This window comes from Staphylococcus sp. M0911, from assembly GCF_003491325.1.
Classification (GTDB): Bacteria; Bacillota; Bacilli; order Staphylococcales; family Staphylococcaceae; genus Staphylococcus; species Staphylococcus warneri_A.
Genome location: NZ_CP022881.1, coordinates 396343 through 422890, shown reverse-complemented (window position 1 = coordinate 422890; position 26548 = coordinate 396343). Strand labels below are relative to the sequence as shown.

Below are 26548 nucleotides of genomic sequence, written 5' to 3'. Positions count from 1 at the left end.
ATATTATTAAATGATGTAAACGACCAATAATCGTGCTTTATGTTGTATAACGTATGTTAATATGTTTATCCTTTCCATTTAGTGATAAATATATACTATATATTCAAAAAGGAGCGATGCTTCATGGCTGAAGAAATTAAACAAGGCAATCAAAAATTTTATGTAGGTGACGATGAAAATAATGCACAAGCCGTTATTACCTTTAAATCTGTAGATAATAACGAAATTGATATTGATCATACTGGTGTTGCCGACGAACTTGGTGGCCAAGGCTTAGGTAAAAAATTAGTATATAAAGTTGTAGACTACGCACGTGAAAATAATTTAAAAATCATTGCATCTTGCCCATTTGCTAAAGCTGTTCTTGAAAAAGATGAACAAGTACAAGATGTATATTTAGGCTAATATTGAAAAACACTCAAATCGATGTGGGATAATGACGCTATTTGCATTATCCCACATCTTTTTTGAAAGTTTTACTTGAATATACTTTTTATACTTGTTATAATAAATATATTAAAAAGAAAAGCGGGGATTCAAAAATGGCATTTCATGACACTACTGCAACACAAATCACAAATATCAATTTAAACGTTAAAGACTTAGATACAATGATGACTTATTATACAAATATTCTTGGATTTAAAGTTATATCTCAAACAGAAGATAAAGCGGTTCTAGGTATTGGCAACAGCGGTCATACACTAACGATGAATGTGCTCAAAGATGGCAGACAACCTGCCGCTTCAGAAGCTGGTTTATTCCATATTGCTTATCTATTACCAACAGATACAGATTTAGCAAACTTTCTATACTTCGTAGCAAATAAAGGAATGCGTATCGGAGCAGGCGATCACCTTGTGAGCCAAGCCTTTTATTTCAACGACCCAGAAGGTAATGGTATTGAAGTATATAGCGACCGCCCAAGTGAAGGTTGGACTTGGAATGATGGCTTCGTCAAAATGGATACATTAGAAGTTGATGGTCCTAAATTATTATTAGAAAGAACCGAAGATGGTTGGGACGGCATGCCTGATAATGCTAAAATTGGACATCTTCATTTAAAAACACATCATATTGAAGAAGCTAAAGATTTTTATATTAACCAAATTGGGTTCCAACATATATCTAAATTACCTCAAGCCTTATTTATGTCTACCAATCAATATCATCATCATTTAGCAACTAACACTTGGCAATCAAGTAAAAAACGCGAAGATAATGACAATAGTTATGGCTTAACTGGCTTTGATATTTATAAACCAAATCAAACTGAAGAGACTTTAACTTCACCAGAGGGCTTGACTGTACACTTGCACTCAGATCAAACTAAAGTACCTCAAGCATAATAAAAAGGTAGGACACTTTGTCCTACCTTTTTTGTTATGCTTTATTGATTTTGATTAAATTGTTGTTCTGTTACTTCTTCATTTGCCCCTTGATTAAAGTGCTGTTGTCCGTTTTGCGGTTGAGCTTGATTAAATTGACCTTGTTGAGCATGTTAGTCTTGATATGGATTATAGTTGTGATTTGAATTGTGATTCATCATTGATACTTCTTCTGTCGCATGTCGTCTAACCTTTTCCTTATTTTCCTCAATCATCCCCGGAATAAGACAAGCATCAATAATGAGCCAGATAATTGTAGGAATACCGAATGTAAACACTGCTGTTACTAATGTTAAAATTAATAACCCTACTGCTGAGCCGGTCTTACCTAGATAAAAACGATGTCCCCCTAATCCACCTAAGAAAAACCATAAAATATACGCTACACTCGTTTGCTTAGACCGATTGGTCACTTGATTCTCGATATAATTCTTTTCTTCTAAATTCATAAATGTAATCTCCCATTAATTAGTATATTGCTTTTTAATTACTTCTAAACGATTAACAAATTGATCGATTAATTGTTGTGGTCCTAACATTCTTGCTAAGGGAGCTAATTGATAGGATATGTAAAATGCATCTAAATCGGTACAATTCACTTCTACGATTAACGTATCTTCACGTTCTTCAATCATACTTTGAATTGAAAATTGTTGCTTAAATTGTTCCCAAATTTGTTTATTAATTTCAAATGTGATAGGTGTCTTCGTATGAACATGATTAAAATGTGATTCTAATACATTGATATCGCTTATCGAACGTACAGAAATTGTTGATACTTCGTTTTTATATTCGTAAGTTAACCAATAGTCATAATGCATGTACATTAGAGATAATGGTTTGATTACAATTTTGTCGTTTTGACCCTCGATTTGAAATCTAACATTGCGTTGTTGTGTAATCGCCCTTTGTAAAGTCATTAATTGATATCCTGGCAATGATTCTTCTCTTACATTAAAATGATTTAACACTGACTTCAACACTTTCTGATTTTCTACATTTTGGCTATTAATTTCCCTCTCGAATAAGTTAAAAATTTCCTTGTGTAGTGTTGGTGTTAAACTTTTAATCTTAATCAATAAACTTATGAGTCGTAAGCTTTTTTGATTATATGCGTCATTAATTAACTGATATCCATTAAGACGTCGATTATAAATCACTTTTGTTTGTTGAAATCTCCAAAAATCACTTTCATAAAAAAATAAATTGATCGTATTTATATCTCTTTGAATGGATTTTGAACTCACATCTGTTAAGTCTGTTAAATCTGAGGTAAGCACAACATTTTCATTTATTAATCGAGTAAATAAATTGAGTACTCGGGTCGCTTTATCCAAAACAATCAACTCCTAGTAAAATTATAAGAAATGCTATGGACATATATTGTCTGTTTAATCTATTTTTCTAAAAAATGATATAAAAATGAGAGGAAAGTCGTGCTACTTGATTCTTTAAGAACAAAGTATGGCGACCATTCCTCTATATCATTCCATTTATTTCAATGATTGAAGTAATAATACTTATGCTTGTTGCTTAAATTTGCGGCTAATCAATAACACGGCACTACCGATGATGCCCAAAATACTACTTAACATAACACCGCTATTTGAAGTTTGTTGTCCAGTTTCTGGTAATGCAGTTGCTTGGCTTGATTGCTCTTGTTGTTGATGAGCATTAGCAACAGTTTGTGTTGTTGTTGACTGATGATTCATGTTTGTATTATTTTGGTCAGATTGTTGTATGTTGTTTTGTTCAGCGTCTTTAGGATAAACATATTTAATTGGCAATCCAGAATGTTCCGCATTATATTGCGATGCTTTAACACGTTGTAAATACTGCTGATACGTTTCATTACCTATTACTACACCTACACCTGAACCTGGTCCCCCACCAAATCCTTCAGTTTCACCTGTTCTATGTTCATTAAATTGCTTTTCCGTAAATACATAAATCGGTTGTTTTTGTTCTGCAGCATGTGCTTGTCCAGTTAACACACCTGTCGCTAAAACTGTTCCTGCTAGTGTTGTTGCAATTAATCCTTTTTTCATCATCCATGACCTCCATTTGTTTAATACGCTTACAGTTTAATCAATTCAGTGGTCATGTAATGTCCTTTTGTTCAAATTTATTTATTTTCTATTTTCTGTCTATATTCTCTCACTTTATCAAAGTCTTTATCATGTGCTTTTTCATAGCCTTCATGTCCATAAATCTCACTAATTACTTTTTTACCTTTATTCGTTTCACTAATATGCATAAACGCTTTACTTATTTTATCCTTCCAAGATGGGCTCATGTCACTTCTAGCTGAAATAGTATCATTCGGAATTTTGTCACTATGGTAAATGACTTTAGTATCTTGATATATTTGAGGATAATCTTTTTTCAAGTCTGCACGTGCATCTTGATATGTAGCAACTGCATCCACATCGTTATTTAATAACGCAATTAAAGCTTGATCGTAACCTTTGATTTGTTTCGTGTGAATGTCATTAAGCGAGACGCCTTTATCTTTTAAGCTTGCCAACGGGTATATATAGCCTGATGTCGATTCAACATCCTGTAGACCTACCTTTTTATGTTTTAAATCTTTTAAATCCTTCATATCACTATCTTTCTTAACTACAATTTGTGAGCGATAGTAATCAACAAGCTTATTCGTTTTATTACCTTTTTTGTCTACCAAATAGCCCTTAGATTTTAAAAGTACATCGGCAGCACCTTGATCATGTGCAATGGTATAAGACACGGGTGATATAAAGGCGACATCAACTTTTTTCGATTTTAGTGCTTCAACCATGGTATTGTAGTTCGTTGAAATATGTACTTTTACTGGAATGCCTAATTCTTTAGAGAGTAATTTTTGTAATGGTTTCACTTTTGCATTGAGTGTCTCGCTATGTTGAGATGGAACAAATTCTACGTTTAACACTTCGGGTTTATAATCTTTCTTTTGAGTTTGTTGTTTAGATTGACTACAACCAACCAGTATTAGTATTAACGATATAGACATTAATACTAATATAATCATTTTTTTCATTTTTCACTTTACTCCATAATCCATATTAATATATAAATATATTAATTGTATTATACATTATCATTAATTAAATATGTGCCATTATCAAAAATTTAACATTCGTTATTATTATCATTTTTAAAATATGAATAACCCTTTCATCAAAATAGATGAAAGGGTTGTCGAATAATTGATACTATGTCCTATTAATAAAGACCTTTTGTTTCGTTTGAAGTATCAATATAAATATTTTTAACTTGTTGATAGTTTTTAATAGCATCTTTGTATACTTCGCGACCAATACCAGATTTTTTATATCCACCGAATGGTGCACCTGCTGGAATTTGATTGTACGTATTAATCCAAATACGTCCTGTACGAATCGCTTTAGCTACATTTAATGCACGGTTTAAATTCGTTGTGAAGATACCGCCTGCAAGTCCATATTCAGAATCATTGGCAATTTGAATAGCTTCTTGTTCGTCTTCAAATTTCTCAACAACCACGACTGGACCAAAAATTTCTTCTTGAGCTAACTGGTGGCTATTATCATTTAATTCAATAATCGTCGGCTCGAAGAAGAAGCCTTTATCTCGACCATTATCAGTAAGTCTGTGACCACCTGTAAGAATCGTTGCATTTGGATCATCTTCAGCTAATTTCACATAGCTTTGAATTTTTTCCATTTGTTCTCCACCAGTTTGACTTCCCATTTTAATATCATCTGCAAATGGATCGCCAACTTTAATGTTTTCAAATGCTTCTTTTAATTTAGGTAACAATTTGTCATATACTGATGATTGAACGAGCAATCTAGAACCGGCACTACATACCTCACCTTGGTTGAATAAAATACCTAATTGCACACCTTCAATCACTTGATCAATATTTGCATCGTCAAAGATAATATTGGCACTCTTACCACCAAGTTCTAATGTTGTAGGCACAATACGTTCTGCACCTGCTTTTGCTACGCCGTAACCTACATCTGTAGAACCAGTGAATGACAATTTATCAACACCTTCATGATTGAAAATCGCGTCACCTGATTCAGAACCTTTACCAGTTAATACATTGACGACACCTTTAGGTAATACGTCTTGGAAGATTTTAGCTAATTCAATTAATGTTAATGGCGTTGAAGATGATGGTTGAATCACAACAGTATTACCTGCTGCAAGTGCTGGACCTAACTTCCATGAAGCTAATAAAATTGGGAAGTTCCATGCCACAACGGCACCTACAACACCTACAGGTTCATGCACAACTAAACTCATCGTATTATGATCTATTTCATTCACTGAACCTTCGTCAGTTGTTAACACACTTGCAAAGTATTTAAATTGATTTGCTGCCATTGGTACATCAATCGTTGATGTTTCTCTATACGGTTTACCATTTTGTAATGATTCAATTGTCGCGAATCGTTCTGCATTCTCATGAATTTTACGACTAATTTCTAGTAAATAGTCTGCACGTTCTTCTTTTGAAATTTTACTCCAACTATCAAATGCGTTTGTAGCCGCTTCAACTGCTTTATCCACATCTTTTTTACTTGCTTTTGCGACTTCTGCTAAGTCTTCACCATTTGCTGGGTTAGTAACTTTTATTGTTTCTCCTGTTTCACTTTGTTGGAATTCATTGTTAATAAATAATCCGTAACGCTCATCGATATAATCTCTTACGTTAATATTTGCCATAGTATCCCTTCCTTTTTTAATTTGATTTGAAATACTTTCGGAAATGTAAACGTTTACTTTTTCTTATTAACATTGTAACGGCTTCAATTATGAAAATAAAACAAGATGCTCATTGTTTCAAAATTTGAATCAAAAAAGACTTCTTATACTATAAAAATCATAGTTTAATAAGCCATTATCTATTTTTTAATTAATCCATTCAACTACATCATCTTGTGTTTGACGAACTTTACCGTGAGGTGGTTCTCCTGCTCGATAACCAAAGGCTGCCATAACTGAAATGCCGAAGTTTTCAGCGTCTAAAATACCTTCATCTGATAAGATTTGAGTCACTGTATCTACATCAAACCCTTCAATTGGACATGAATCTATACCTAATAAAGCTGCACTTGTCATCATATTACCCAAGGCAATATATGTTTGTTTACAAGTCCAGTCATATAATGTACGTTCGTTATCATTGATATGGAATTCTGTTTGGAAGTCATCATACTTTTGATACACTGCAGGGATTGTACTCTCTTCATATCCTTTAACATTTTTCACTAAATTTTGTACGTATGGTGATTGAGATGTCACATTTTTACGTGCAAAAATAAGCACGAAATGGCTAGCGGAATCTAATTGTTTTTGAGCACCCCAACTATGTGGTTTTAACTTATCTCGAAGCGTTTTACTTTGAACAACTACAAATTTCCAAGGTTCTAAACCTAATGAACTTGGAGATAATCTACCTGCTTCTAATATTGTTTCAAAATCTTCATTTGAAATCGTTTTAGATGCATCAAATTGTTTTGTTGCGTGTCTAAAATGAAATGCATCGATGATTGTTTGATTCATATCGTTCACTTATATTGCCTCCTATTTATTTCTTTATACTATAAATTATAGCTTACTTGACCTTTCCAAAAAAATATTTGAACTGAATCGATGTGTCTTAATTATTTATAAATTAAGAAAATGTAACATCTTAATCCTTAATTCATCTTATTTAAAAGAAAAGTTAATATTTCTCTTGATTTGTGAAAAGTTCCACAATATAATGTGGATGTAAGTTCCAGTCTTACTAATAAATAATTAGATATTTTTAGATTTCTTATATTTTAGAAATGAGGTAAACAATTATGACAAGAATTATGTTTTTCGGTACGAGAGAATACGAAAAGGATATGGCATTAAACTGGGGTAAAAAAAATAATATTGAAGTCACTACATCACCTGAGTTATTAAGTAAAGAAACAGTTGATCAACTTAAAGATTATGATGGTGTTACTACAATGCAATTCGGTAAACTTGAAGAAGAAGTTTATCCAAAACTAGAAGCATATGGTATTAAGCAAATTGCACAACGTACTGCTGGCTTTGATATGTACGATTTAGAATTGGCTAAAAAGCACGATATCATTATTTCAAACGTGCCTAGCTATTCACCTGAAACGATTGCAGAATACTCTGTATCTATCGCATTACAATTAGTACGTAAATTCCCTGCAATTGAAAAGCGCGTACAAAATCATAATTTTACTTGGGCAGCGCCTATTATGTCACGTCCAGTTAAAAATATGACTGTAGCCATTATTGGTACTGGTCGAATCGGTGCGGCAACGGCTAAAATTTATGCTGGTTTTGGAGCTAAAGTCGTGGGTTATGATGCTTATCCAAATGAATCATTAGACTTCATTGAATATCAATCATCTGTTGAAGAAGCTATTAATGGTGCTGATATTATTTCATTACATGTACCAGCTAATAAAGAAAGTTATCACTTGTTCGACAAAGCAATGTTTTCTAAAGTCAAAGAAGGGGCAGTACTTGTAAATGCCGCTCGTGGTGCTGTGATCAACACACCTGATTTGATCGATGCTGTTAATCACGGCCCATTATACGGTGCAGCTATTGATACTTATGAATTTGAAGCACCTTATTTCACATTTGATTGGACAAATAAAAAAATTGAAGATGACACATTATTAGAACTCATCGACAATGAAAATATTTTAGTTACGCCTCACATTGCATTCTTCTCTGATGAAGCTGTACAAAACCTTGTTGAAGGCGGTTTAAATGCATCACTATCTGTTATTAATACAGGCACTTGTGAAACACGATTAAACTAAAATCACATATCAAAGACGCGTTGTAGTGATCCAAACCGATGATCAACACAACGCGTCTTTGATTATTTAAGATTAAGTACTACATTTTCAATTGTAGTTAATACCCCTTGGTCATCATTACTTGGCGCGACATCATAAGCTATATCAAACAACGTTTTATCCTGACTATTTTTCATCACATAACTATATTTAGCCAATTCTAACATATCCTTGTCATTATTCGCATCGCCAAATACCATCAGTTCTGAGGGTTGCATTTCCCATACATCCAATAGTCTGGCCAATGCTTGCCCCTTTGTCATATTGGGCATAATGATATCGATACTATCATGTCCACTCGATACTAACTTAATTGTATTTGGAAAACGTGCTTTTAGTTCATCATCTAAATGCGGATGTGTTTGCCTATTAATATTTAACGCGATTTTTACAAATTCATCTTCAGGTAAATCTTCTAACTGCGTAATTTCATTTAATTGATGATAGTAGAATCGTGTATCATCTTTAAATGCTTCCGGTGTATCTTCTAAAATATAAGCACTTTCTAATCCACAGATTACCATTTGATCAATCTGTCTATCTTTATGTAAATAATCAATCACATCTTGATAATCTTGATGATTAAAACTGCGATATTGATATAATGTATCTCCTTTATAAATGACAGCACCATTTTCTGAGATAAAGAACATATCTCTTTCCCCAAATATCGACTTCAATTTAGCATATTGGTTACCACTCGCAGCTATAAATTCAATACCTTGTTCTTTCAACGCTTTAAATACGTGTTCGAATCGTTCATAATCATATTGCTTATTTGAATCTAAAAATGTCCCATCCATATCGACTGCAATTGCCTTAATCACGTGTAATCCCCCTCATCCAATCTTTACGTTCATTATAGACAACTATTCATTAGTGATGAAGAATCACGGTACAACCTGAAACTATATTCAAACTTTGAAATTTCTTTCACAGACAAAAAATAACAAAAAACTGAGACACCATTTGTTGATGTCCCAGTTTATACTAATTAGCTTAATTAATTTGTTTAGCTACAAATATTTTACGTTTCTCCCAAACGCCAGTATCTTTATTATAATCATCACAAGTAATTAATGTTAATTGATTTTTCTCACCTTTATGTTCGTTTAAAACTTTAACATCAGATGGATCGACATTACGGATACTAGTCATTTTATATTTTCGAGTTTCATTGCCTACTTTGAAGTAGACTTTACTTCCTTTTTTAGCAGCTTTTAAATTCGTAAACTGATAATGTGGGCGATCGGTAAATGTATGTCCTGCAATAGAAATGTTTTGATCTGTTAATGATTCGTTACCTTCAGCAAAACTTACACCACGATTTAATTGTTCTGGTGTTGCAGGTCCAGGGTAAACAGGTTCTTCAATTTCTGCATCTGGCACTTTAATATAGCCTGCCATCTTTGATTTATCTTTAGGGATTTCAGGTGCTTTATCCTTAGATTGACTACTATCTTTACTTTCTTTTTTGTCATAATTTTCGATTTTATCGTTATTATCCTTCTCATGTAGATAATTATCTATATGTGGTTTAGCAAATAAGTAAATTGCTACTAATATTAATACAACACCAACTATAGTCAGTAATCGATTGGTCCATTTCTTCATATATGTTACTCCTTTAGTTAAATACAATGAATATCATTTCAGATTTAGCTATTTCTATATTTTGATATCAGTATATCATTAAATATTCATATTACATAATCTTTGAATAAAGTATTGAATTCATTGAATGATGTAAAATCCATTAAAGATAATGATTAGGTTATCATTATGTATGTCTTGTTTTTAGTTATAAATTAGTATCTAATAATGAGTGAGGTGAAGCACATGATAAGACAAGCACAACAATCATATTTAACTTCTATTCTAGACATCTATAATGATGCTATTATCAATACGACTGCAGTATATACGTATCAGCCAACTAATATTGAAGAAAGGCAAGCATGGTTTAATCATAAACAACAAAATGGTGACCCTATTTTTGTATTTGAAAAAGATGATATCGTTCAGGGATTTGCGACATATGGTCAGTTTAGAGATTGGCCAGCTTATTTATATACCATCGAACATTCAATTTATGTCCATCCTAAATATAGGCATCTTGGTATTGCGTCACAATTATTAATTAAACTGATTGAAGAAGCTAAAGATAATAACTTTCGTACATTGATAGCAGGTATAGATGCATCTAATACAGGCAGTATTAAATTGCATGAAAAATTTGGCTTCAGTCACTCTGGCACAATCAAATATGCTGGGTACAAATTTGACCAATGGCTCGATCTTACTTTTTATCAACTCGATTTATACAATATAAAAAGAGATTAAGTAGGAATTGACTTCCATGACTTAATCTCATTGATTACCTCTGTTTTCAATAACAAAACGAATATAGTAAAACATGAACACAATGATCATACTTAGCGATAATGATTTGAATAATAAATTCACCCAAGTTCCCTCTGTCGTCCACAAATACGTTATCGTTGTGTTAATGATGAATGCTATAAAAATTAATGTTAATCTTAGCATTGCATCAGCCCCTTTTAAATTATTTTAGTGATAGGGCTGAACTTTTGCAATGAATTTTTTTAATTTTTAGAAAAATAAATTTATTACTTTCCTGCTCATTAACTCTATTATATGAAAAAAAGCACTCAAGAGCTTATACTCTTAAGTGCTTTTAATCATACACAATATTATTTATTTTTCACCATATCTTCGGCTTCACCAAAGATTTTACGTTTAATTTCTTCACCAGTTGGTGTACCTGCTAGACCACCTAAACCAGTTTCACGTAATGATGCTGGTAAGTTTCTACCGATTTTATCCATAGCACTGATAACTTCATCAACAGGAATTCTACTTTCTACACCCGCTAATGCAAGGTCTGCTGAAATTAATGCATTGCCTGATCCAATTGCATTACGCATAACACATGGAATTTCAACTAAACCTGCAACTGGGTCACATACTAGACCTAGTAAGTTACTAATTGCTAAAGCCATAGCGTGACCTGAAGCTTCCGGAGATCCACCGAAGATGGATACTGCTGCAGCTGCTGCCATTGCTGATGCTGAACCAACCTCAGCTTGGCAACCACCTGTTGCACCAGCCACACTTGCATTATTGGCTACGACTCTTCCGAATAATGCTGCTGTGAATAAGAAATCAATCATTTGATCTTCTGTAATGTCATGTGTTTTTTCTAATTTGAATAATACGCCTGGGATCGTACCTGAGGAACCAGCTGTTGGAGTGGCACAAATAATACCCATTGCTGCGTTAACTTCATTTGTAGCAACTGCACCTTTAACCGCTTCAATCATTTCATGTCCCGATAGCGCATGATTATTTTCATTATAGTCACGAAGTTTTGCTGCGTCATGTCCTGTATAGCCAGTTACACTTTCTACACCTTCGCCCGTAGTACCTTTAACAACAGCATCTCTCATAACATCTAAGTTTTGTTTCATGTTGGCACGTACTTCATCACGTGTAAGACCTTTAAGTTCCATTTCTTCTTGGATCATGATATCTGCAAATGCCATATCTTTTTCTACTGCATAATCTATTGTTTCTCTAATTGAATCAAACATCTTGAATCCCCCTTAATTAATATAGGAAACGTTAAAATCACTGTATTTTTCTCTAATTTTGTCTAATGCTGATTCTTTGATTGATTTATTTAATGGTAGAACCACTAAACTTTTATCATCATTAAATTGTGTTAATTCATCTTTATATTCAATTTCCATATCGTTTAAGTCATTAATCAAATGGTTGATTTGTGCTTTATCGGCTGGACCATCGACTTCTAAAATAGGTAAACCATGGTTCATTTCTACTTCCAGTCCATTCACATGGATACCTTTTAGTTTGATTGTTCCGCCACCAATTGAAATACCAATGACTTCGATATGACGTCCATTTGCATCATCAGCTTTAATGTAGGCACAGTTTGGATGTTGTCCAATACTTTCACCTTCATCTTCAATAATTTCAACAGCGATGCCTTCGTCTTTAGCGATGTCTAATGCTGATTTAATTCTGTTATCAAATGTACTGTAGCCCATTGCACCACCAACTACAGCGACGTCTGTTCCGTGTCCTTGATGTGTTTTAGCAAATGATTCATAATAACGAATTTCTAAACTTTTAGGCACATCACCTAAAACAGCTCTTGCTGAGTTACCGATTTTTACTGCTCCAGCTGTATGAGAACTTGACGGTCCCATCATTACTGGACCAATAATATCGAATGCACTTTGATAATCATAGCTTTTAGCCATCATTAAACACTCTCCTTAACTTGGTTCTTTCTGCTCGGTACATTTAAACTTAAGTTCATTAAGTTAAATTTCTTGATAATTGTACTCATGATGAATGCCAATATGATACTTACAATAGCAACAATGACAATTGTAATAATTGCTTTCATTGGTTCATTAAATCCGAATAAGACAATCGCGCCGGCAATTGGTGTGGCCATACCTTTTACGCCGATCACTACGCCCATAAATGTTACGATACAAGCATTTACCATTCCAATTAATGCATTCGTTCCATATAGTTGTACTGGATATTGAGCAATTAAATCAATTTGTGTTAATGGTTCGATACCTACTGCAAATGCTTTAGATTTACCACCAATGTGTAATCGACTAAATAAGACATAATTGACGAATGAACTTCCCATACATGTCATTGCACCGATTGCCATTGGTACTCCTGTTAAACCTAATAAGCTTGTTAATACCATTGAACTTAATGGTGTCATACCTGTTACTGGTATAACTAGTCCTAAGATGATTGCTAGTGCATAAGGGTTATTGTCGCCAACTGAAGTAACCGCACTACCAATTTGTTTAAGTGTCGCCATAACTCCTGGTGTAATCACGCTTGCTAAACCAAATGTAATTGCTGGAGCCAATAAAATAACAACAATTAAATCTAGTCCTTCTGGAACTTTTTTCTCTATTAATTTAATTCCAAAAGCTACAATATACGCTGCAATAAATGCTGGTAATAGTTTAAAATCATGTAGTACTAAACCAACGATAACTGCAAACACTGGAGATACGCCTAAGTTTAAACAAGTAAGTATCCCTACTGCTATACCACTTAAACTACCTGCTAAATCACCGATTTCTTGTAAAAATTTGATGTGGAATACGCCACCAATTGCATAACTTAAAAACGCTTGAGGTAAAAACGTTGCACAAGCAGCCCCCGATAAAGCTTGTAATCCTTGTTTACCGTAAGGTGCAAATTTTAAGAATAGCGTCATGATGATAAGTACTAGTACAAGTGTACCCACTCCTAAGATAATATTCATTTCCCCAAAACCTCACTTTTTTATTTTTAGGCCATAGTTATCGTACACCCTTAAGAAAGCGATTTCAATAATTAAAAAGATTTAAATAAGACTAAATTGTGAAATGTTTCACGAATTAATTGTATTATTCATATTTAAAATGCAAATATACATTTTATAAGTAATTTCCCTTTTTCGTTGTATTCTACATGAAAAATTCCTAAAATGTAAACTTACTCTTTTTAACTATATTCTCTCAAACATTTTGACGACCTATCTATTCTAACGCTTATACACTCATTTTGTAACAAATCGCTCACAATTTTTTAGGGTTTCTTACTATAAATTTGTGTAAGAAACCCATAAATATGAATGTTAATTATTTTAGTGAGTTTCTACATCTATATACTTTAATGTTTTTGAGTTTATTCAATTACTGTAATCCCTTAACTATTTCAAGATTGTCATCATATGGAGGTCCTCTTCCCCTATTTATATCATATGTCATATTCGGATGCTCCTCTCTGGCAAATTAAGGATCCTTTTGTAGAAGTTTAAGGATAGTGGTTGTTGGAATGGTATTTAAAAATTTTAGATTTAAATTTAAAGATGTGAATGTTTATTAAATAGCTTGAGCAGAAAGAATAATTTTTTAATGTGGATAGAAAATTGTTACTGAGTTAAAAATTGAGTGGTGTAAAAGCAGTTATAATACTGAGTTTGTAAGTGATAAAAAGGAGTCTATTTAAGTTGATTGATACGATTTTCGAGGAATAATGTAGTTTTAAAATAAAACGAAGTATTTTTATATGTATATTAAACGATTTTAAATTAATTTTGTCAAAATAAAATTTCAGATTTTTCTAATAATTAGACAACATGCTCCTTTAGTATAAAAAAATAGTAGATTGGAAGCCTTCTATTTGTTCCAATCTACTTCACATTTATTTAATAAGTTTAGCCGTAATATCTTTAGTATGTGTGTAAATGTCTTTATAAATATTATGATAATATTCGTATTGTTTATGCTTATCCATATTAGGTTTAAATATATTTTCTACTTTAATAAAATCATTAACGCAATCTTCAAATGATTGATACCAACCTAGACCGTATGCAGCAATGATAGCTGCGCCCATACTAGGACCTTCTTCATGTTTTAGTTTCTTAACTGATGTATTAAAAACATCTGCTTGTAATTGCAACCAAAAATCACTTTTCGCACCGCCACCAATAGAAATGACGGTATTGATCTCATTGCCTGCTTGTCGAATCAGTTGTATAGAATCATATAATGAATACGTAATACCTTCAATCACTGCTCTAACGAAATCAGCTTTCGTATGTTGCCCACTTATCCCTATAAAACTACCTCGAATCAATGCATCTCCGTGAGGTGTACGCTCACCGGCTAAGTACGGTGCAAATAGTAAACCATTCGCGCCTATCGTGGATTGTCCTGCCCACTGTATTAGCTGGTCAAAGCTTTCTTCTTCGAAAAAGGTGTTTTTTAACCAATTTAAACTATATCCAGCTGCTAAAGTTACACCCATCGCATAGTATGTTTCTGGTATCGCATGATTAAAGAAATGGAGGTTATCATCATATTCTGTCACACTTTGATGTTCGACATTTAATATCACACCTGATGTTCCAATACTACATAAAGTCTCTTTATCATGTATCACACCGGCTCCTATTGCTCCACAAGCATTATCACCACCACCTGCAAATGTGGCTACATCTTCATTTAACCCAAGCTCCTCAGCAATCGAAGGCAAAATGTTTCCTGTAAAAGCATGTGAAGCGACAAGTGACGGATAAATATCCCCCATTTCAAATGTATCTCCCAAATCTTTAGTCCATTGATTTGTCTTTGGACTCAATAATAATGTACTTGCTGCATCACTATATTCCATGTGTATGTTACCTGTAAGACGATAACGCAAATAATCTTTCGGTAACATAAAGTAATCTACATTTTTCCATATGTTAGGCTCATGTTGTTGTACCCAAAGCATTTTAGGTAAAGTAAACCCTTCTAAAACTGGATTTTCATTAACTCTATGACCGAATTTATCGATGATTTGTCGACATTGTTCAGAGTTTCTAGTGTCATTCCACAGAATTGCATTACGCAAGACATGTCCATCTTTATCAACAATGACTAAACCATGCATTTGTCCTGAAATTGACATACCTTTGACGTCATAATCTTTCATTTTAGACGATGACATTAATGCTATAATTGCTTTTTTAGTGGCTTGGAACCAATCTTCAGGATCTTGCTCACTATATCCACTTTGCTCTTGGATTAATGATAATGATGCATTCTTAGATTCAATAACGTCCCCTTGTTGATTAACAGCTATTACTTTGATTGAACTTGTTCCTAAATCGATACCTAATACGACTTCTTTCAAATGGCACACTTCCTTTATCTATAATCATTTGTCCATTATGATATTCATCAACATATGTCGGTCTTATTACTACCTTATTTCATTACTCATCACTATCTTAATATACACCTTTCATACTGTCTATTTTATCCTTTTTATGATTATTTCTATATTTACAGGGTAGTGTTGTAAATATTAAATACTTAAAGGAATGAAACATGATGACCAATCAATATAAAGATAATCAATCACAATCTTATTCTCAATTACATCAAATTGCCCAAGGCCTTTATGCGACACCAACAACTCAATTACCGTTTGATCCTCGTTTTGAATTCAAATCATTTATTTTAGAACGTAATGGTGAAAATATCATCATCTATCACTCTGGTCATTTAAAAGACGTACAACCAGACATAAAAAAATTGGGAGGTGCTGCTAAAGTTTTAATGAATCATGATCATGAATCTTTAGGTGGTCCTAATCAACTTGATATACCATATGTCATACACCAAGATGATGCTAAGGCCCTCACAAGTTCAATAACAATTCACGATTATTTTAATGAACGCCAAATGTTATATGACGATTTAGAAGTGATTCCTACACCAGGACACACCCCTGGCACGACGATGTTTCTATGGGATAACGGTGAGCATCGTTATTTATTTACTGGCGACTTCCTATGTTTTGAAGGTGACACATGGCGTACTGTTATATTAGGTTCCAGTGATATAGAAAGCTCGATTCAAAGCCTTGAATTGATCAAATCCTTAGACTTTGATGTACTCGTACCATGGGTTTCTATCAAAGAAGGTCCGGTCGCTTATTTTGTAGAAAATGATGATGAAATACAACGACAAATTCAAAATATTATTGACCGTGTTCGTAATGGAGAAAATAGTTAACATTAAAAAGACGTGAGGCCTTTGCCTCACGTCTTTTAATGATATTGCCTTATCTGTTACCAACGTCAGATCCGACGTCTACTTTTTTGTTTTTCTTATCATACACAGCGCCTTGCACACTACCAAAATTTGGATCGTTACGCTTTTCTTTCACAGCATATCCCAAACTCTTGAAGATCTCTAAATCTTTATCGTCTATTGCGTTTTCATAGTAAATCGTACCACCATCATTATAGAAACGTGGTTTATCTACTGCTTCTTGTAACGTACCGTCACCTCTTAAATAATCGACTATGACTTCATTTAACATCGTTGGAATCTTATTACCACCTGGTGTACCGATACCCATATAGAAGTCGGTACCAACGATGATAGATGGTGAAATAAATGAGCGTGGTGCTTTATGTTTGTCACCATAGTTTGGACTCGATGGTGATTTAGAGAAGTCGCCTAATGAGTTATTCATATAGAAGCCTTCTTTCATAAAGTCACCTGAACCAAAGTAACTTGATAACGTATTTGTTGTACTTGCAACTTTACCTTGTTTATCAATCACAACAAAGTGTGTTGTACTTGTGTTATCTGTTTGGATAGGGTTGAAATCACTACCACCTTCAGCTGCAGTACCTACATTGACTTTATTGAGTTCGCCAAGTAAGTATTCATCAGATAAATGTTCTTCACTACTTGGTTCTGTACCATTTACAATATCGCGGTTACTATACATAACATCACGTGATTCCAAGATACCTTTAATATAGCTATTTCGATCAGCAGTATCTTGATTTTCTTTTTCGTCAATTTTCAGACCTTGTAATGTTAATGTTCCACCTAGTGGATTTGATGCCGAATAAACTTTGTTACCTAAATAATCTGTACTTACAGGTTCTTTCTTTTCAGTCTTAAATGTCGTAAAGTCTTTTTCAGTTAGTTTATTATCTAATTGTTTAGATACGCTTTTACCTATATCTTTATAGAAATAATCAGGACCTTTATCACGTATTTTTTTCAATGTATTAGCAAGTTTTTCTTGTTTCACTACATCGCCTTCACGCAATGTTTGTTTACCTTTAAAGAATGGAGAATTACGATCAATTTTAGAACCATATATTTTCAAGCTACGCTCTAACTCTGAATCGACTTCAAATCCATCTTCGGCAAGTGGAATAACGTAATCAAAGAGTTTCTTCTCATCCATCTTACCTTCTTTTTCATGCATATCATGCATCCCTCTTACAAAACCAGGGGTACCGATTTTATCACCTTGTTTAAAGTTATAAGAAGAATAGGTTTTATATTCGTATAAGTTTGGTACTTGGCCATCTTTACCATCGTAAGTTAGTGTTGCGCCACCGCCACCTAATCCAGATGAGTGTGGCTCTGTTACTGCTAATGCGTATGACACTGCAAATGCTGCGTCTGTTGCATTACCACCATCTTCTATTACCTTTTCACCTATTTTAGTAGCAATTGCATTATTGGATGCAACCCCATAATTTTTAGTTCCTGTTTTTTTATGATTAGCTATTTTATTTTCATATAGCTTATCTTTATCTACCTTTTCATCTGAGGTGAAATAATAAAAGACGAACGAAATAATAATGGTAATAATTAAAATGACAGTCAAGGTTGCTTTATTGTATATGTTCATTCCTAACTGGCCCCTTTTGAAAGATATTGCTGTTCTCCATTTTTCAGTTCTTGTTGTTCATAACTATCTAAACCTTCATTCGCTCTTGCAAATATGACGAGTAGGAAAATGATGACGACTATAATAATGACAGTAATGGGTAGCCAATGCTTTTTAATATTCAAATGTATAACCTCCATCGTCAGCTTTTTTAAGATTGATTGACTGATCTTTAATATTATTATGGAAACGTTTATGGTCCATCTTATTCATATCATCTTGTGAGATTTTACCGTCTTTAGATTGTATTGGTGTAAGATGGAACTTATGTTTTTTACCTTTCCAATCATCTTGAACAACCATACCTTTTTGGTTTTTGGATAGGAAATCGTCTGATGTTGTATTTCCTAGGCTATAAAAAATGGGTGTATTGTTATATTTTTCAACTTTTTGAATGACTGAATTGTGACCGATAATAACATCAGCACCTGCTTTTGATAACGCATGTGCATATTCTCTTTGACGGTCAGTAACATTTCTTTCATTAGGGATACCCCAGTCTACATTAACAACGACATAATCATTGTTCTCTTTTAACTTTTTGATTAACGGATAAAAAATATCTGGATCTAAACTAATAGACGTCGTATTTTTAAGTGGCTCTGCATAATTAGATTCAACATCTGTAAAGGATACATTCGCAATTTTCTTACCTTTAATATTTTGTTGAATTGTTTTACTGTTTATAGGATTTGAACCATTACCAGTTAAAAAGTTGTATCCCGCTTGTGATTCTACTTTCTCCATTAAGTCTCTAGCAGTAATGTTGTCGGTATTTTGGTTAATTAAATTGACACTTTTAATATTCTGCTTCTTTAAGAACATGATATTTTCTAAATTCTTTTCAATTTCTTTCTTAGGATCATTTGAAAAGTCATTAACTAAAAGCGATGCTGTTGAGAAATCACTATTTTTTAACGGATCTTGTAAACCAGCAAAGACACTATTGAGATTATTTTGTCGAATATGTTTATTTAATGTAATATTGCCTAAATATGTCATTCGGATACTACTTGGATCTTTCGCATCACTCTTAACTGGTACTACTTTGACCGCGCGAATAGCGAAGACTATTAATACTAAAGCGATAAGTAGGACGATGGCTGTATACAATGTATTTCTACGCTTATGCCGTTTAGATTGTTTGAGCAACCATTCGCTTGGCGTTAATCGTTTTTTCTTTTTCATTGTTATTACGCGCTCCTTGTTCTTGATTAATTAATAAAACTGTATAAGAACAAGATGACATATGTAATACATGTTAATAACATTGTAGATGATAATGTTATTACAACACCTTGTTTTTGAATTGTGTTAGCGATGATACCAGGAATTACTACCCCAATACCGGAAACTTCGACCATTTCAAATGGGGTCAATGGATAAATCAAATCAAATATAAACTTCAATACCATACCTGTTAGAATCATGGCTGCGAACTTTCTTCTACCATATAAAATAACCCATTTACTAATACCGTTATTTACAATGAAGAATGTTAAACAACTAATTATAAGTACTGATAAAAGCATGATGGGTTGATCAAAAATTAAAGCTAAATAACCTGGTACAACCAGTCCTGCAGGGTTAATACCAAATTTCTCAGCAAAAATAAGACTGAGAACGACACCTACAAATAAGGAGAAATATAATTCTGAACCTATCATTTTATTCTATCCCTTCTATGAATTCCGCTATTCTTCCACCTGGGCCGTGGATATTACCTACACAAAAGACAAGTGCATTGTCAGATTCTTTCATAATAGCTTTTTCAATTTCTGTAAAATCTTGTCCTTCAAAGTTCAAATATCTCTTGTCTGGTAAACGATGCATTAAATCTGACACCATCTGAGTACTTTTTCCGGTACAAATCAACGTATCGTAATCAATATCTTCTAAGAAATTATCAACAAATAGTTGTGTTCTATCGATTCTGTCAGAACGACAATTTAAAATGACCACTTTTTTCGTATATGGATAATTGTATGATTCCACTTTATTTAAAATGGCCTTAGTGGATTGTGGTTCGTTGGCAGCAAATGCATTAACAAATACATTTTTAGTATTATTAGCATGGAAGTATTTAATCCTCACTGCTCCTGGATCTGCTGGCGCATTTAACATACCTTCTAAGGCTGTCTCACTATCAATGCCTACTGCTTGAGCAATGCCTAACACAATGGCTACATTATCTGGAAAGACTAAATAATCAAACTTTCTTAAGTAAGACTCTGGTATTTGCTCTTTGTCCACCACGATTAATTCAGTTTTACGCTTTTTAGCTTCTTTAGCGAAAAATTCTGTAAATTCATCTTTCATTACAACTAATTTACCTTTATATGGAATCGTTGCTGTAAATGATTGGGCAACATCCTGCAATGTTGGACCTAGCACATCCATGTGGTCTTCCATAACATTGACAATAACGCCAATATTCGCTTTAACTAAGTCCTTTTGGAAAGTAATTTGATAATCTGGATTAACAGCCATACATTCGTTAACAAGTGCATTCGCTTTTTGTTTAACAACTTTACGGATGATATCACGTTGCTCACCAATGTTGGCGCCTTGAGGTTTTCTAATCACTGGGTACTCTTTTTGGGTAAACCAGTACATCATTCTTGCGTCAGTTCCTGTTGTCTTCCCTATGACTCTATAGTGGTCTTCTCTAAGCACACTATATGCCATTCGAGTTATGGTTGATTTACCTCGAATACCATTAATGTTGATTCGTATAGGGATTTTCTTAAGTCGATTCGCATGGCGATTTTTCTCCTTAATGCCTAGCCATAGAATCAACACGACACATACTATTATGAGAATCACGCTGTAATCCCTCTCTTTTCTATGTATATTGAATTGTGAATGGAACAATACATGTAGAATTACATTTAAATAAAATTTAGATAAATACAAATTATTCAAACGTTTCCATCACTATAAAGTCTATAAAAACCATTAATTAAAAGTCAATATGTTTTAAATATTAGCTTAAAATTCTTAGTCAAAAATGCTTAATCTACTACTTACTAGTAGTAGCCTATCATTTGGTTGTTGATTCAGTTTTAATTCTTTTAACCAAAGATTAAAAATTTGTAAAGGAATGTAAAGATGCGATTCCTGATTTAACAGATAAACTTACATTATTAGTAATATCCATAGTTAGACGTATTTGTGCCAACGTCTAATTAAGTCATATATTTTTTACTAGGAATTTACACTATCTTAAAAATTAAATGTTACATTAAGAGTGTAGTTACTCAGACCTTAGGAGGAGAAGAATGGAAAAGTCAGTTAAATTCGCTATCGGTATTTATTTGGCGATTATCTTAATTGTGACAACTTTATACTTATCATTCATTCTAATTGGGAGTTTACAAGGGAAAGACATGACTAATTCTGTATTAGATACAGATCATACGAAGATCAACAATAAAACTCGTAATAGCGATGAAGCCGTCAATACTTCTCTAAAAAATGAAGAAGCTTCATCAAAATCTCATTCATATACAACAACAAATTATAAAAATGTAGATACAAATGACAAGAGTAAGCATCAAAATGAACATATAGATAACAAAACAGCGAATTCAAATTATCAAACATATTGATAAATGAATTCGCTGTTATATTCCAAACAAACCCTAGCGAAAATAATTTAATTTAGCATAGGGTTATTTTTTTATGATGTCTTGAAGTTGCTTTAAGAAACGCTCGCGTTCTGGTAACGGAAAAATAGGATAAACATGAAACAGATTATAGCCTTGTATAAAGTCATGTGCAATGCCTTTTTCGTTGAGCATATGAGAGAGTTTGAGTGCATCTGGATACAATGTTTCTTTGGTACCAATCACAATCGTAATGTGACCTAGACCTTCTATATCCCCATTCATAGGTGAGATTCTATAATCCTCTAAAGGCGTATCGCCTGCCCATAATGTAGCTAAATATTTACTACCTTCTATACCTAACATAGGGTCTTCTTGCTCATACTTCTTGGCTTCTGGATTACTAAATGTAGCATCTAATACAGGTGATAAAAGTACAATATGTCCTGGTTGTGTTAATTGCTTTTCTTTTAACGATTGTGCAAATGATAAAGCAATTTGACCACCAGCAGAATCACCCATTATCACAATTTGTTTAGCATCATCAACTTTATTAAGTAAATGTTGGTATAAATGATGTAACAATATATCTGTTGTCACATAATCTCTATGTGGTACTTTCGGATAGATTGGCATTACAACTTTTGCATTTAACGATTCTGCAAGTAAATCGATAAATTCGAAGTGATACGGTAATGGATCTTGAAACCAAGCACCACCGTGTATATATAATACCGTTTTTTGTTTACGGTCACTTTGATCATTAACAATATAAACTAGTGAGCCATAATAATCTTTTATCTTCACATGATGTTTAAATTCATACGATGTACCGCCATATTTACCTGCTGTCTCATCTTTAGTTCGTTCAAGTGCTTTTTTCGCACCTTCAACATTATCAAATGACTTTTTCATGCCGTTCAATCGCATCATTTTCTCCTGTACAAAACTACGGTAACTTCTTTTTTCTTTTACTTTAGCAAAAAATATACTTCCTAATACAGTTGAGCTAATTACAGCAAGTGCTTTTTTAAACAATGACTTGCACCTCCTATATTCTTTACTTCTATCATATAACACTTTCTCGTGATTGGTCTTATAAACGCTCATCACATTGTATTATTTGATATTCATAAAGCCATTACCTAAGACGTCTCTTACGTCATGGATAACTAAAAAGGCTTGGTCATCATAACGATTGACAATCTTTTTAACTGTAGCAATTTGTGTCTGAGATACTACAGCATATAATATATCGGTATTATCAAGTTGATACGCACCTTTACCATCTAATAATGTCGAACCTCTGCCAGTCGCTTGGTATATTTCCGAACTGATCTCTTTATTGTGATCAGAAATAACGGTTACCGCTTTTTTAGGATTGAAACCTTCAACGACAAATGCCATTGCTTTTTCAACAATAAACAACATCACAATCGTATACAACACATTAGTCACGGGTAATACGATTAAGAATGATAATACGACAAGTGCATCTAGAATAAACAACGCTTGAGACGTTTTTACTTCGGAATATTTGCTAATAATACGGGCAATAACCGATGTACCACCTAGCGTACTTCTAGAAGCAATGACTAGACCTGAACCTACGCCAATAAATACTCCTGCAAATACCGCATTAATAAAGTTTTCATCGATCCCCAAACTTAAAGACTTTGTTAAATCCAAGAAAATAGAACTTGCAGTAATTGTAATGACTGTATAAATGGCTGTTGTTTTACTTAAATACTTCCAACCGATAACTATTAAAAAGGCATTGATAACGAAAGACGTTAGTGCCGGTGATAAACCAAGTGTATACTTCAGTACTAAAGACATACCGATAGCGCCACCTTCACCTAAGTTTCCAGGAATAACAAAACAGTTAACTCCAAGTGCAATTAACAATGTACCTAACAAACAAAAAATAGTATTTTTAATATGATAACTACGAGAATGTTTTTCCATTTGAGCCTCCTTATTACATAAAAAATATTTAAAACTAATGCCTTTACATGTTGATAGGTGATGAAAAGTTTACATGGTGTCATCAATCTATTTAAATCACGCCTGTCCCACTTGTATGAAACGTCCTCTTTTAACAAGTTAAATATTAATGATTAACGCCATATCATACTATAATCTAAAATTTTCACACGTTTTTTATCATAACATTTATCATATCTATGCCCCAACAACTCGGGTTAAATTGATATTGATTTTTCCATAAAAAACGCCCCAAATTGAATCATCAATTTGAGGTGCCTTCATCATTTCTTATTTAATCATCTATTTGGTCATACATGATAGCTAATTGTTTTTCGAATAACTGCATATCAATAAATCTACCTTGTCTATGCATTTCTTTACCATTCATAAATATTAAATCAACAGGTACTGTAAAAATAGTTAACTCTCCTGCAATTTCGGGTACTTCATTTTGATTAATAGTCGCCAATGTCACTTTTGGATACGACGTATCTAATATATCTTTCAATTGTGGTAAAACAGCATGACAAACACCACATTGTTCCCTCATTACATGTACCACTACTAAGGGTTGTGTATTAATTATTGTTTTAAATTGGGATACATCACGAATTGACTCAACCATACCATACACCCTCTTGTCTTGAAATTGGTATATATCATAAGGTATGCAGTTCTATTTCGTCAATCAACTTCCACTCTAATTTAAAATATCTTGGAAAACTTGTGGCAATTTTGTTATCTTTTGCTTTTCTAAGTCATAAAAGCCACCCGTTTGATAGCCAATACAGTGAACGTTATCCTTAGTCGCGATTTCAAATTTGAAAATCCATTTCATTTTACTTGCTTTTATCATCCAACAACGCGCTCTTGGACGATCATGTATCGTCACAGGTACTTTATAATCCACTTCTGTTTTCATTAATATAGGCGAAATACCTCGTGTTATCATTTCAGAATAATTCATATATTGATTGATAAAAATAGTACGCAAGTCTTCAAACCATTTAATAAAGACGATATTGCTCACAATACCCATCGCATCAATATCGTAACCATTGACTTCTATTTCAGTATCTACTACTAATTTCCCTTCAGTCGTATGCATTACTGATAACTCCTTTATATCTATACTCAATTCTATTTTACGCCATATAATCAATATTTTCATCTTTTCAAAATATTTCTTTCTATAATTAATTGTGCATTTATAGGTAAGTGTTTTTATAATTTTTCTACAATGTTTTCTGATATTAAATTATAAACCTAAATTTAAGGGTACAAGAATTGTTCAATAACTGATAATTTCATTATGAGATGCAACTAATCATAAAACAATTAAATTATTAATTGAAAATAATATTACATAAACTTAATTTTTTTCTTTTTATCTTAAATCTTAAAAATAAAAAATCCTATTATTGATGACACATTTAATCTATAATAGAACCCTTTTAAATTATACCTATTAAGTTAAAGTAATTTCTAATTTATTAGAAAAGATAAATCGCTATTATTTAAAGTAAATATATAAGTATACTAAAAACAAAGGAATTGTCGTAATAGAATTGTTTAACATATGTACCATCATGCTATCTTTAATATTTCGTCTTCTATCATAAGCGACATAAAGCACACATCCCATTAAGAAATATAATCCAAATGAGAATATATTTGTTGATAAATGTTGTGAGCTAAACACTACAGACGAAATGATTAAAGGTAACCAAAATCGGCTTTTCATAAATAAGGTTTCTTTAAAAATCCCTCGAAAAACGAGTTCTTCAAGGTAAGGGCCTATGAAACACAGACATAATATTGTTACTAATACAATAGAAAGATGAGGTAAATGACTTTTATCCATTAATGAATCGAGACTCTCATCAATCATTTTTTCATTTTTGGTTCCTGAATCACCAATAAAAATGAACATTAAAGCATTACTAGTTATGCTACAAATAATAGCTAGAATAAAGAAGGTAATATTTTTCAAGACATCTTTCATAGTCATTTTAAGATATTGGTTTTCATATGTACGAAATAAGTAATACGACCTTATTGCCCAGACAATAAATAACGCTAAACCAAGAATAAGCATACTTAAAGCGATAGTATACCAATCATTGAGTTTTAATGAAAAAGGCAGTGCAATAATAGACATGGCTGCAGGAATTTGTATCACGATTGTCAAAACAATGATAATGAATATATTCATCATTTTATTCCCATTATGTCTTACATTATCTTTCTTATTCATTTTGGAATCAATCATACTTTGAACCTCCAACAGTATTAAACATATTATGTACTATACAATTTTATACTGCTAGTTATTAATATACATGTCAACCCTATT

General features: G+C 32.8%; 29 protein-coding genes. 6 read left to right on the top strand and 23 right to left on the bottom strand.

The features are described 5' to 3' along the window. Positions 1 to 99: 99 nt before the first annotated feature. Together ssp1_RS01925 and ssp1_RS01920 are read left to right on the top strand one after the other, a co-directional pair. Entirely contained in the window at positions 100 to 405 is a 306-nt protein-coding gene (locus ssp1_RS01925; protein ID WP_259342328.1) for a GNAT family N-acetyltransferase, read from the top strand. Positions 406 to 542: 137 nt separating this feature from the next. After that, entirely contained in the window at positions 543 to 1349 is an 807-nt protein-coding gene (locus tag ssp1_RS01920; RefSeq protein ID WP_075777998.1) for a VOC family protein, read from the top strand. Between the two features lie 152 nt (positions 1350 to 1501). On the opposite strand, the gene ssp1_RS01915 is transcribed toward ssp1_RS01920, so the two are convergent. The 6 genes from ssp1_RS01915 to ssp1_RS01890 form a co-directional block, all read right to left on the bottom strand. Beyond that, positions 1502 to 1837: a TM2 domain-containing protein gene (locus tag ssp1_RS01915; RefSeq protein ID WP_075777997.1), complete on the bottom strand. Its 336-nt coding sequence runs from the start codon at positions 1835 to 1837 to the stop codon at positions 1502 to 1504. Between the two features lie 15 nt (positions 1838 to 1852). Then, positions 1853 to 2725 (bottom strand): helix-turn-helix transcriptional regulator, encoded by an 873-nt coding sequence (locus ssp1_RS01910; RefSeq protein ID WP_075777996.1) that lies wholly within the window; start codon positions 2723 to 2725, stop codon positions 1853 to 1855. Between the two features lie 183 nt (positions 2726 to 2908). After that, complete coding sequence (locus ssp1_RS01905; protein WP_232133599.1) at positions 2909 to 3436, bottom strand: LPXTG cell wall anchor domain-containing protein; 528 nt, start codon at positions 3434 to 3436, stop codon at positions 2909 to 2911. Positions 3437 to 3513: 77 nt separating this feature from the next. After that, a complete protein-coding gene (locus ssp1_RS01900) occupies positions 3514 to 4428 on the bottom strand; it encodes a phosphate/phosphite/phosphonate ABC transporter substrate-binding protein (protein WP_049423944.1) in 915 nt (304 codons plus the stop codon). Between the two features lie 185 nt (positions 4429 to 4613). Next, positions 4614 to 6107 carry an aldehyde dehydrogenase family protein gene (locus ssp1_RS01895; protein WP_075777994.1) on the bottom strand — a complete coding sequence of 498 codons (1494 nt, stop codon included), beginning with the start codon at positions 6105 to 6107 and terminating at the stop codon, positions 4614 to 4616. Positions 6108 to 6293: 186 nt separating this feature from the next. Continuing rightward, positions 6294 to 6956 (bottom strand): NAD(P)H-dependent oxidoreductase, encoded by a 663-nt coding sequence (locus tag ssp1_RS01890; RefSeq protein WP_075777993.1) that lies wholly within the window; start codon positions 6954 to 6956, stop codon positions 6294 to 6296. Positions 6957 to 7231: 275 nt separating this feature from the next. Between ssp1_RS01890 and ssp1_RS01885 the strand changes: the two genes are divergently transcribed. Beyond that, positions 7232 to 8224, top strand: coding sequence for a D-lactate dehydrogenase (locus tag ssp1_RS01885; protein ID WP_075777992.1), 993 nt, complete (start codon positions 7232 to 7234; stop codon positions 8222 to 8224). A gap of 62 nt (positions 8225 to 8286) precedes the next feature. Here ssp1_RS01885 and ssp1_RS01880 read toward each other — a convergent pair whose 3' ends face one another. Together ssp1_RS01880 and srtA are read right to left on the bottom strand one after the other, a co-directional pair. Further along, complete coding sequence (locus ssp1_RS01880) at positions 8287 to 9090, bottom strand: Cof-type HAD-IIB family hydrolase (protein ID WP_118828092.1); 804 nt, start codon at positions 9088 to 9090, stop codon at positions 8287 to 8289. Between the two features lie 172 nt (positions 9091 to 9262). Then, a complete protein-coding gene (srtA, locus tag ssp1_RS01875; RefSeq protein WP_075777990.1) occupies positions 9263 to 9877 on the bottom strand; it encodes a class A sortase SrtA in 615 nt (204 codons plus the stop codon). A gap of 225 nt (positions 9878 to 10102) precedes the next feature. Here srtA and ssp1_RS01870 point away from each other — a divergent pair, with 225 nt between their 5' ends. Next, entirely contained in the window at positions 10103 to 10606 is a 504-nt protein-coding gene (locus tag ssp1_RS01870; RefSeq protein WP_075777989.1) for a GNAT family N-acetyltransferase, read from the top strand. A 27-nt stretch (positions 10607 to 10633) separates the two neighbouring features. Here the strand turns inward: ssp1_RS01870 and ssp1_RS01865 are convergent, their stop codons facing one another. From ssp1_RS01865 to xylB, 5 genes are all read right to left on the bottom strand, one after another. Further along, complete coding sequence (locus ssp1_RS01865) at positions 10634 to 10810, bottom strand: hypothetical protein (protein WP_002466971.1); 177 nt, start codon at positions 10808 to 10810, stop codon at positions 10634 to 10636. Positions 10811 to 10977: 167 nt separating this feature from the next. Continuing rightward, complete coding sequence (gene sdaAA, locus ssp1_RS01860) at positions 10978 to 11877, bottom strand: L-serine ammonia-lyase, iron-sulfur-dependent, subunit alpha (protein ID WP_002450110.1); 900 nt, start codon at positions 11875 to 11877, stop codon at positions 10978 to 10980. A gap of 12 nt (positions 11878 to 11889) precedes the next feature. Further along, positions 11890 to 12570, bottom strand: a complete 681-nt coding sequence (sdaAB, locus tag ssp1_RS01855; RefSeq protein WP_037551671.1) for an L-serine ammonia-lyase, iron-sulfur-dependent subunit beta — start codon at positions 12568 to 12570, stop codon at positions 11890 to 11892. A 2-nt stretch (positions 12571 to 12572) separates the two neighbouring features. Next, a complete protein-coding gene (locus ssp1_RS01850; protein ID WP_002450112.1) occupies positions 12573 to 13616 on the bottom strand; it encodes a PTS sugar transporter subunit IIC in 1044 nt (347 codons plus the stop codon). A 923-nt stretch (positions 13617 to 14539) separates the two neighbouring features. After that, positions 14540 to 16018, bottom strand: a complete 1479-nt coding sequence (xylB, locus tag ssp1_RS01845) for a xylulokinase (RefSeq protein ID WP_075777988.1) — start codon at positions 16016 to 16018, stop codon at positions 14540 to 14542. Between the two features lie 200 nt (positions 16019 to 16218). On the opposite strand from xylB, the gene ssp1_RS01840 reads away from it, so the two are divergent. Further along, positions 16219 to 16905, top strand: a complete 687-nt coding sequence (locus ssp1_RS01840; protein ID WP_075777987.1) for an MBL fold metallo-hydrolase — start codon at positions 16219 to 16221, stop codon at positions 16903 to 16905. Between the two features lie 49 nt (positions 16906 to 16954). On the opposite strand, the gene ssp1_RS01835 is transcribed toward ssp1_RS01840, so the two are convergent. The 5 genes from ssp1_RS01835 to pgsB are packed head-to-tail and all read right to left on the bottom strand — an operon-like array spanning position 16955 to position 21421. Beyond that, positions 16955 to 18556: a gamma-glutamyltransferase gene (locus ssp1_RS01835; RefSeq protein ID WP_075777986.1), complete on the bottom strand. Its 1602-nt coding sequence runs from the start codon at positions 18554 to 18556 to the stop codon at positions 16955 to 16957. Between the two features lie 2 nt (positions 18557 to 18558). Next, on the bottom strand, positions 18559 to 18720 hold the full coding sequence (locus tag ssp1_RS01830; protein ID WP_002450116.1) for a hypothetical protein: 162 nt from the start codon (positions 18718 to 18720) through the stop codon (positions 18559 to 18561). Next, positions 18710 to 19783: a CapA family protein gene (locus ssp1_RS01825; RefSeq protein WP_118828091.1), complete on the bottom strand. Its 1074-nt coding sequence runs from the start codon at positions 19781 to 19783 to the stop codon at positions 18710 to 18712. Before ssp1_RS01825 ends, ssp1_RS01830 begins: the two co-directional genes overlap by 11 nt. 26 nt (positions 19784 to 19809) lie before the next feature. Then, positions 19810 to 20262: a poly-gamma-glutamate biosynthesis protein PgsC gene (gene pgsC, locus ssp1_RS01820; protein WP_002450119.1), complete on the bottom strand. Its 453-nt coding sequence runs from the start codon at positions 20260 to 20262 to the stop codon at positions 19810 to 19812. Between the two features lies 1 nt (position 20263). After that, entirely contained in the window at positions 20264 to 21421 is a 1158-nt protein-coding gene (pgsB, locus tag ssp1_RS01815; RefSeq protein WP_002466961.1) for a poly-gamma-glutamate synthase PgsB, read from the bottom strand. Positions 21422 to 21876: 455 nt separating this feature from the next. Between pgsB and ssp1_RS01810 the strand changes: the two genes are divergently transcribed. Beyond that, positions 21877 to 22206 carry a hypothetical protein gene (locus tag ssp1_RS01810; protein ID WP_002450121.1) on the top strand — a complete coding sequence of 110 codons (330 nt, stop codon included), beginning with the start codon at positions 21877 to 21879 and terminating at the stop codon, positions 22204 to 22206. A 63-nt stretch (positions 22207 to 22269) separates the two neighbouring features. Here the strand turns inward: ssp1_RS01810 and ssp1_RS01805 are convergent, their stop codons facing one another. From ssp1_RS01805 to ssp1_RS01785, 5 genes are all read right to left on the bottom strand, one after another. Beyond that, complete coding sequence (locus ssp1_RS01805) at positions 22270 to 23241, bottom strand: alpha/beta hydrolase fold domain-containing protein (RefSeq protein WP_075777985.1); 972 nt, start codon at positions 23239 to 23241, stop codon at positions 22270 to 22272. Between the two features lie 81 nt (positions 23242 to 23322). Beyond that, complete coding sequence (locus ssp1_RS01800; RefSeq protein ID WP_002466962.1) at positions 23323 to 24171, bottom strand: YitT family protein; 849 nt, start codon at positions 24169 to 24171, stop codon at positions 23323 to 23325. A 313-nt stretch (positions 24172 to 24484) separates the two neighbouring features. Continuing rightward, positions 24485 to 24817: a thioredoxin family protein gene (locus ssp1_RS01795; protein WP_075777984.1), complete on the bottom strand. Its 333-nt coding sequence runs from the start codon at positions 24815 to 24817 to the stop codon at positions 24485 to 24487. Positions 24818 to 24892: 75 nt separating this feature from the next. Continuing rightward, complete coding sequence (locus ssp1_RS01790) at positions 24893 to 25300, bottom strand: acyl-CoA thioesterase (protein ID WP_002450125.1); 408 nt, start codon at positions 25298 to 25300, stop codon at positions 24893 to 24895. Positions 25301 to 25705: 405 nt separating this feature from the next. Then, complete coding sequence (locus tag ssp1_RS01785) at positions 25706 to 26464, bottom strand: CPBP family intramembrane glutamic endopeptidase (RefSeq protein WP_075777983.1); 759 nt, start codon at positions 26462 to 26464, stop codon at positions 25706 to 25708. Positions 26465 to 26548 lie beyond the last annotated feature (84 nt).

Bases quoted from the DNA above. Each gene is read 5' to 3' on its own strand.
- ssp1_RS01920 (WP_075777998.1), top strand. From the start codon at position 543: ATGGCATTTCATGACACTACTGCAACACAAATCACAAATATCAATTTA.
- ssp1_RS01915 (WP_075777997.1), bottom strand. From the start codon at position 1,837: ATGAATTTAGAAGAAAAGAATTATATCGAGAATCAAGTGACCAATCGG.
- ssp1_RS01905 (WP_232133599.1), bottom strand. From the start codon at position 3,436: ATGAAAAAAGGATTAATTGCAACAACACTAGCAGGAACAGTTTTAGCG.
- ssp1_RS01900 (WP_049423944.1), bottom strand. From the start codon at position 4,428: ATGAAAAAAATGATTATATTAGTATTAATGTCTATATCGTTAATACTA.
- ssp1_RS01895 (WP_075777994.1), bottom strand. From the start codon at position 6,107: ATGGCAAATATTAACGTAAGAGATTATATCGATGAGCGTTACGGATTA.
- ssp1_RS01885 (WP_075777992.1), top strand. From the start codon at position 7,232: ATGACAAGAATTATGTTTTTCGGTACGAGAGAATACGAAAAGGATATG.
- srtA (WP_075777990.1), bottom strand. From the start codon at position 9,877: ATGAAGAAATGGACCAATCGATTACTGACTATAGTTGGTGTTGTATTA.
- ssp1_RS01870 (WP_075777989.1), top strand. From the start codon at position 10,103: ATGATAAGACAAGCACAACAATCATATTTAACTTCTATTCTAGACATC.
- ssp1_RS01865 (WP_002466971.1), bottom strand. From the start codon at position 10,810: ATGCTAAGATTAACATTAATTTTTATAGCATTCATCATTAACACAACG.
- sdaAA (WP_002450110.1), bottom strand. From the start codon at position 11,877: ATGTTTGATTCAATTAGAGAAACAATAGATTATGCAGTAGAAAAAGAT.
- sdaAB (WP_037551671.1), bottom strand. From the start codon at position 12,570: ATGGCTAAAAGCTATGATTATCAAAGTGCATTCGATATTATTGGTCCA.
- ssp1_RS01850 (WP_002450112.1), bottom strand. From the start codon at position 13,616: ATGAATATTATCTTAGGAGTGGGTACACTTGTACTAGTACTTATCATC.
- ssp1_RS01840 (WP_075777987.1), top strand. From the start codon at position 16,219: ATGACCAATCAATATAAAGATAATCAATCACAATCTTATTCTCAATTA.
- ssp1_RS01835 (WP_075777986.1), bottom strand. From the start codon at position 18,556: ATGAACATATACAATAAAGCAACCTTGACTGTCATTTTAATTATTACC.
- ssp1_RS01825 (WP_118828091.1), bottom strand. From the start codon at position 19,783: ATGAAAAAGAAAAAACGATTAACGCCAAGCGAATGGTTGCTCAAACAA.
- pgsC (WP_002450119.1), bottom strand. From the start codon at position 20,262: ATGATAGGTTCAGAATTATATTTCTCCTTATTTGTAGGTGTCGTTCTC.
- ssp1_RS01810 (WP_002450121.1), top strand. From the start codon at position 21,877: ATGGAAAAGTCAGTTAAATTCGCTATCGGTATTTATTTGGCGATTATC.
- ssp1_RS01800 (WP_002466962.1), bottom strand. From the start codon at position 24,171: ATGGAAAAACATTCTCGTAGTTATCATATTAAAAATACTATTTTTTGT.
- ssp1_RS01795 (WP_075777984.1), bottom strand. From the start codon at position 24,817: ATGGTTGAGTCAATTCGTGATGTATCCCAATTTAAAACAATAATTAAT.
- ssp1_RS01790 (WP_002450125.1), bottom strand. From the start codon at position 25,300: ATGCATACGACTGAAGGGAAATTAGTAGTAGATACTGAAATAGAAGTC.
- ssp1_RS01785 (WP_075777983.1), bottom strand. From the start codon at position 26,464: ATGATTGATTCCAAAATGAATAAGAAAGATAATGTAAGACATAATGGG.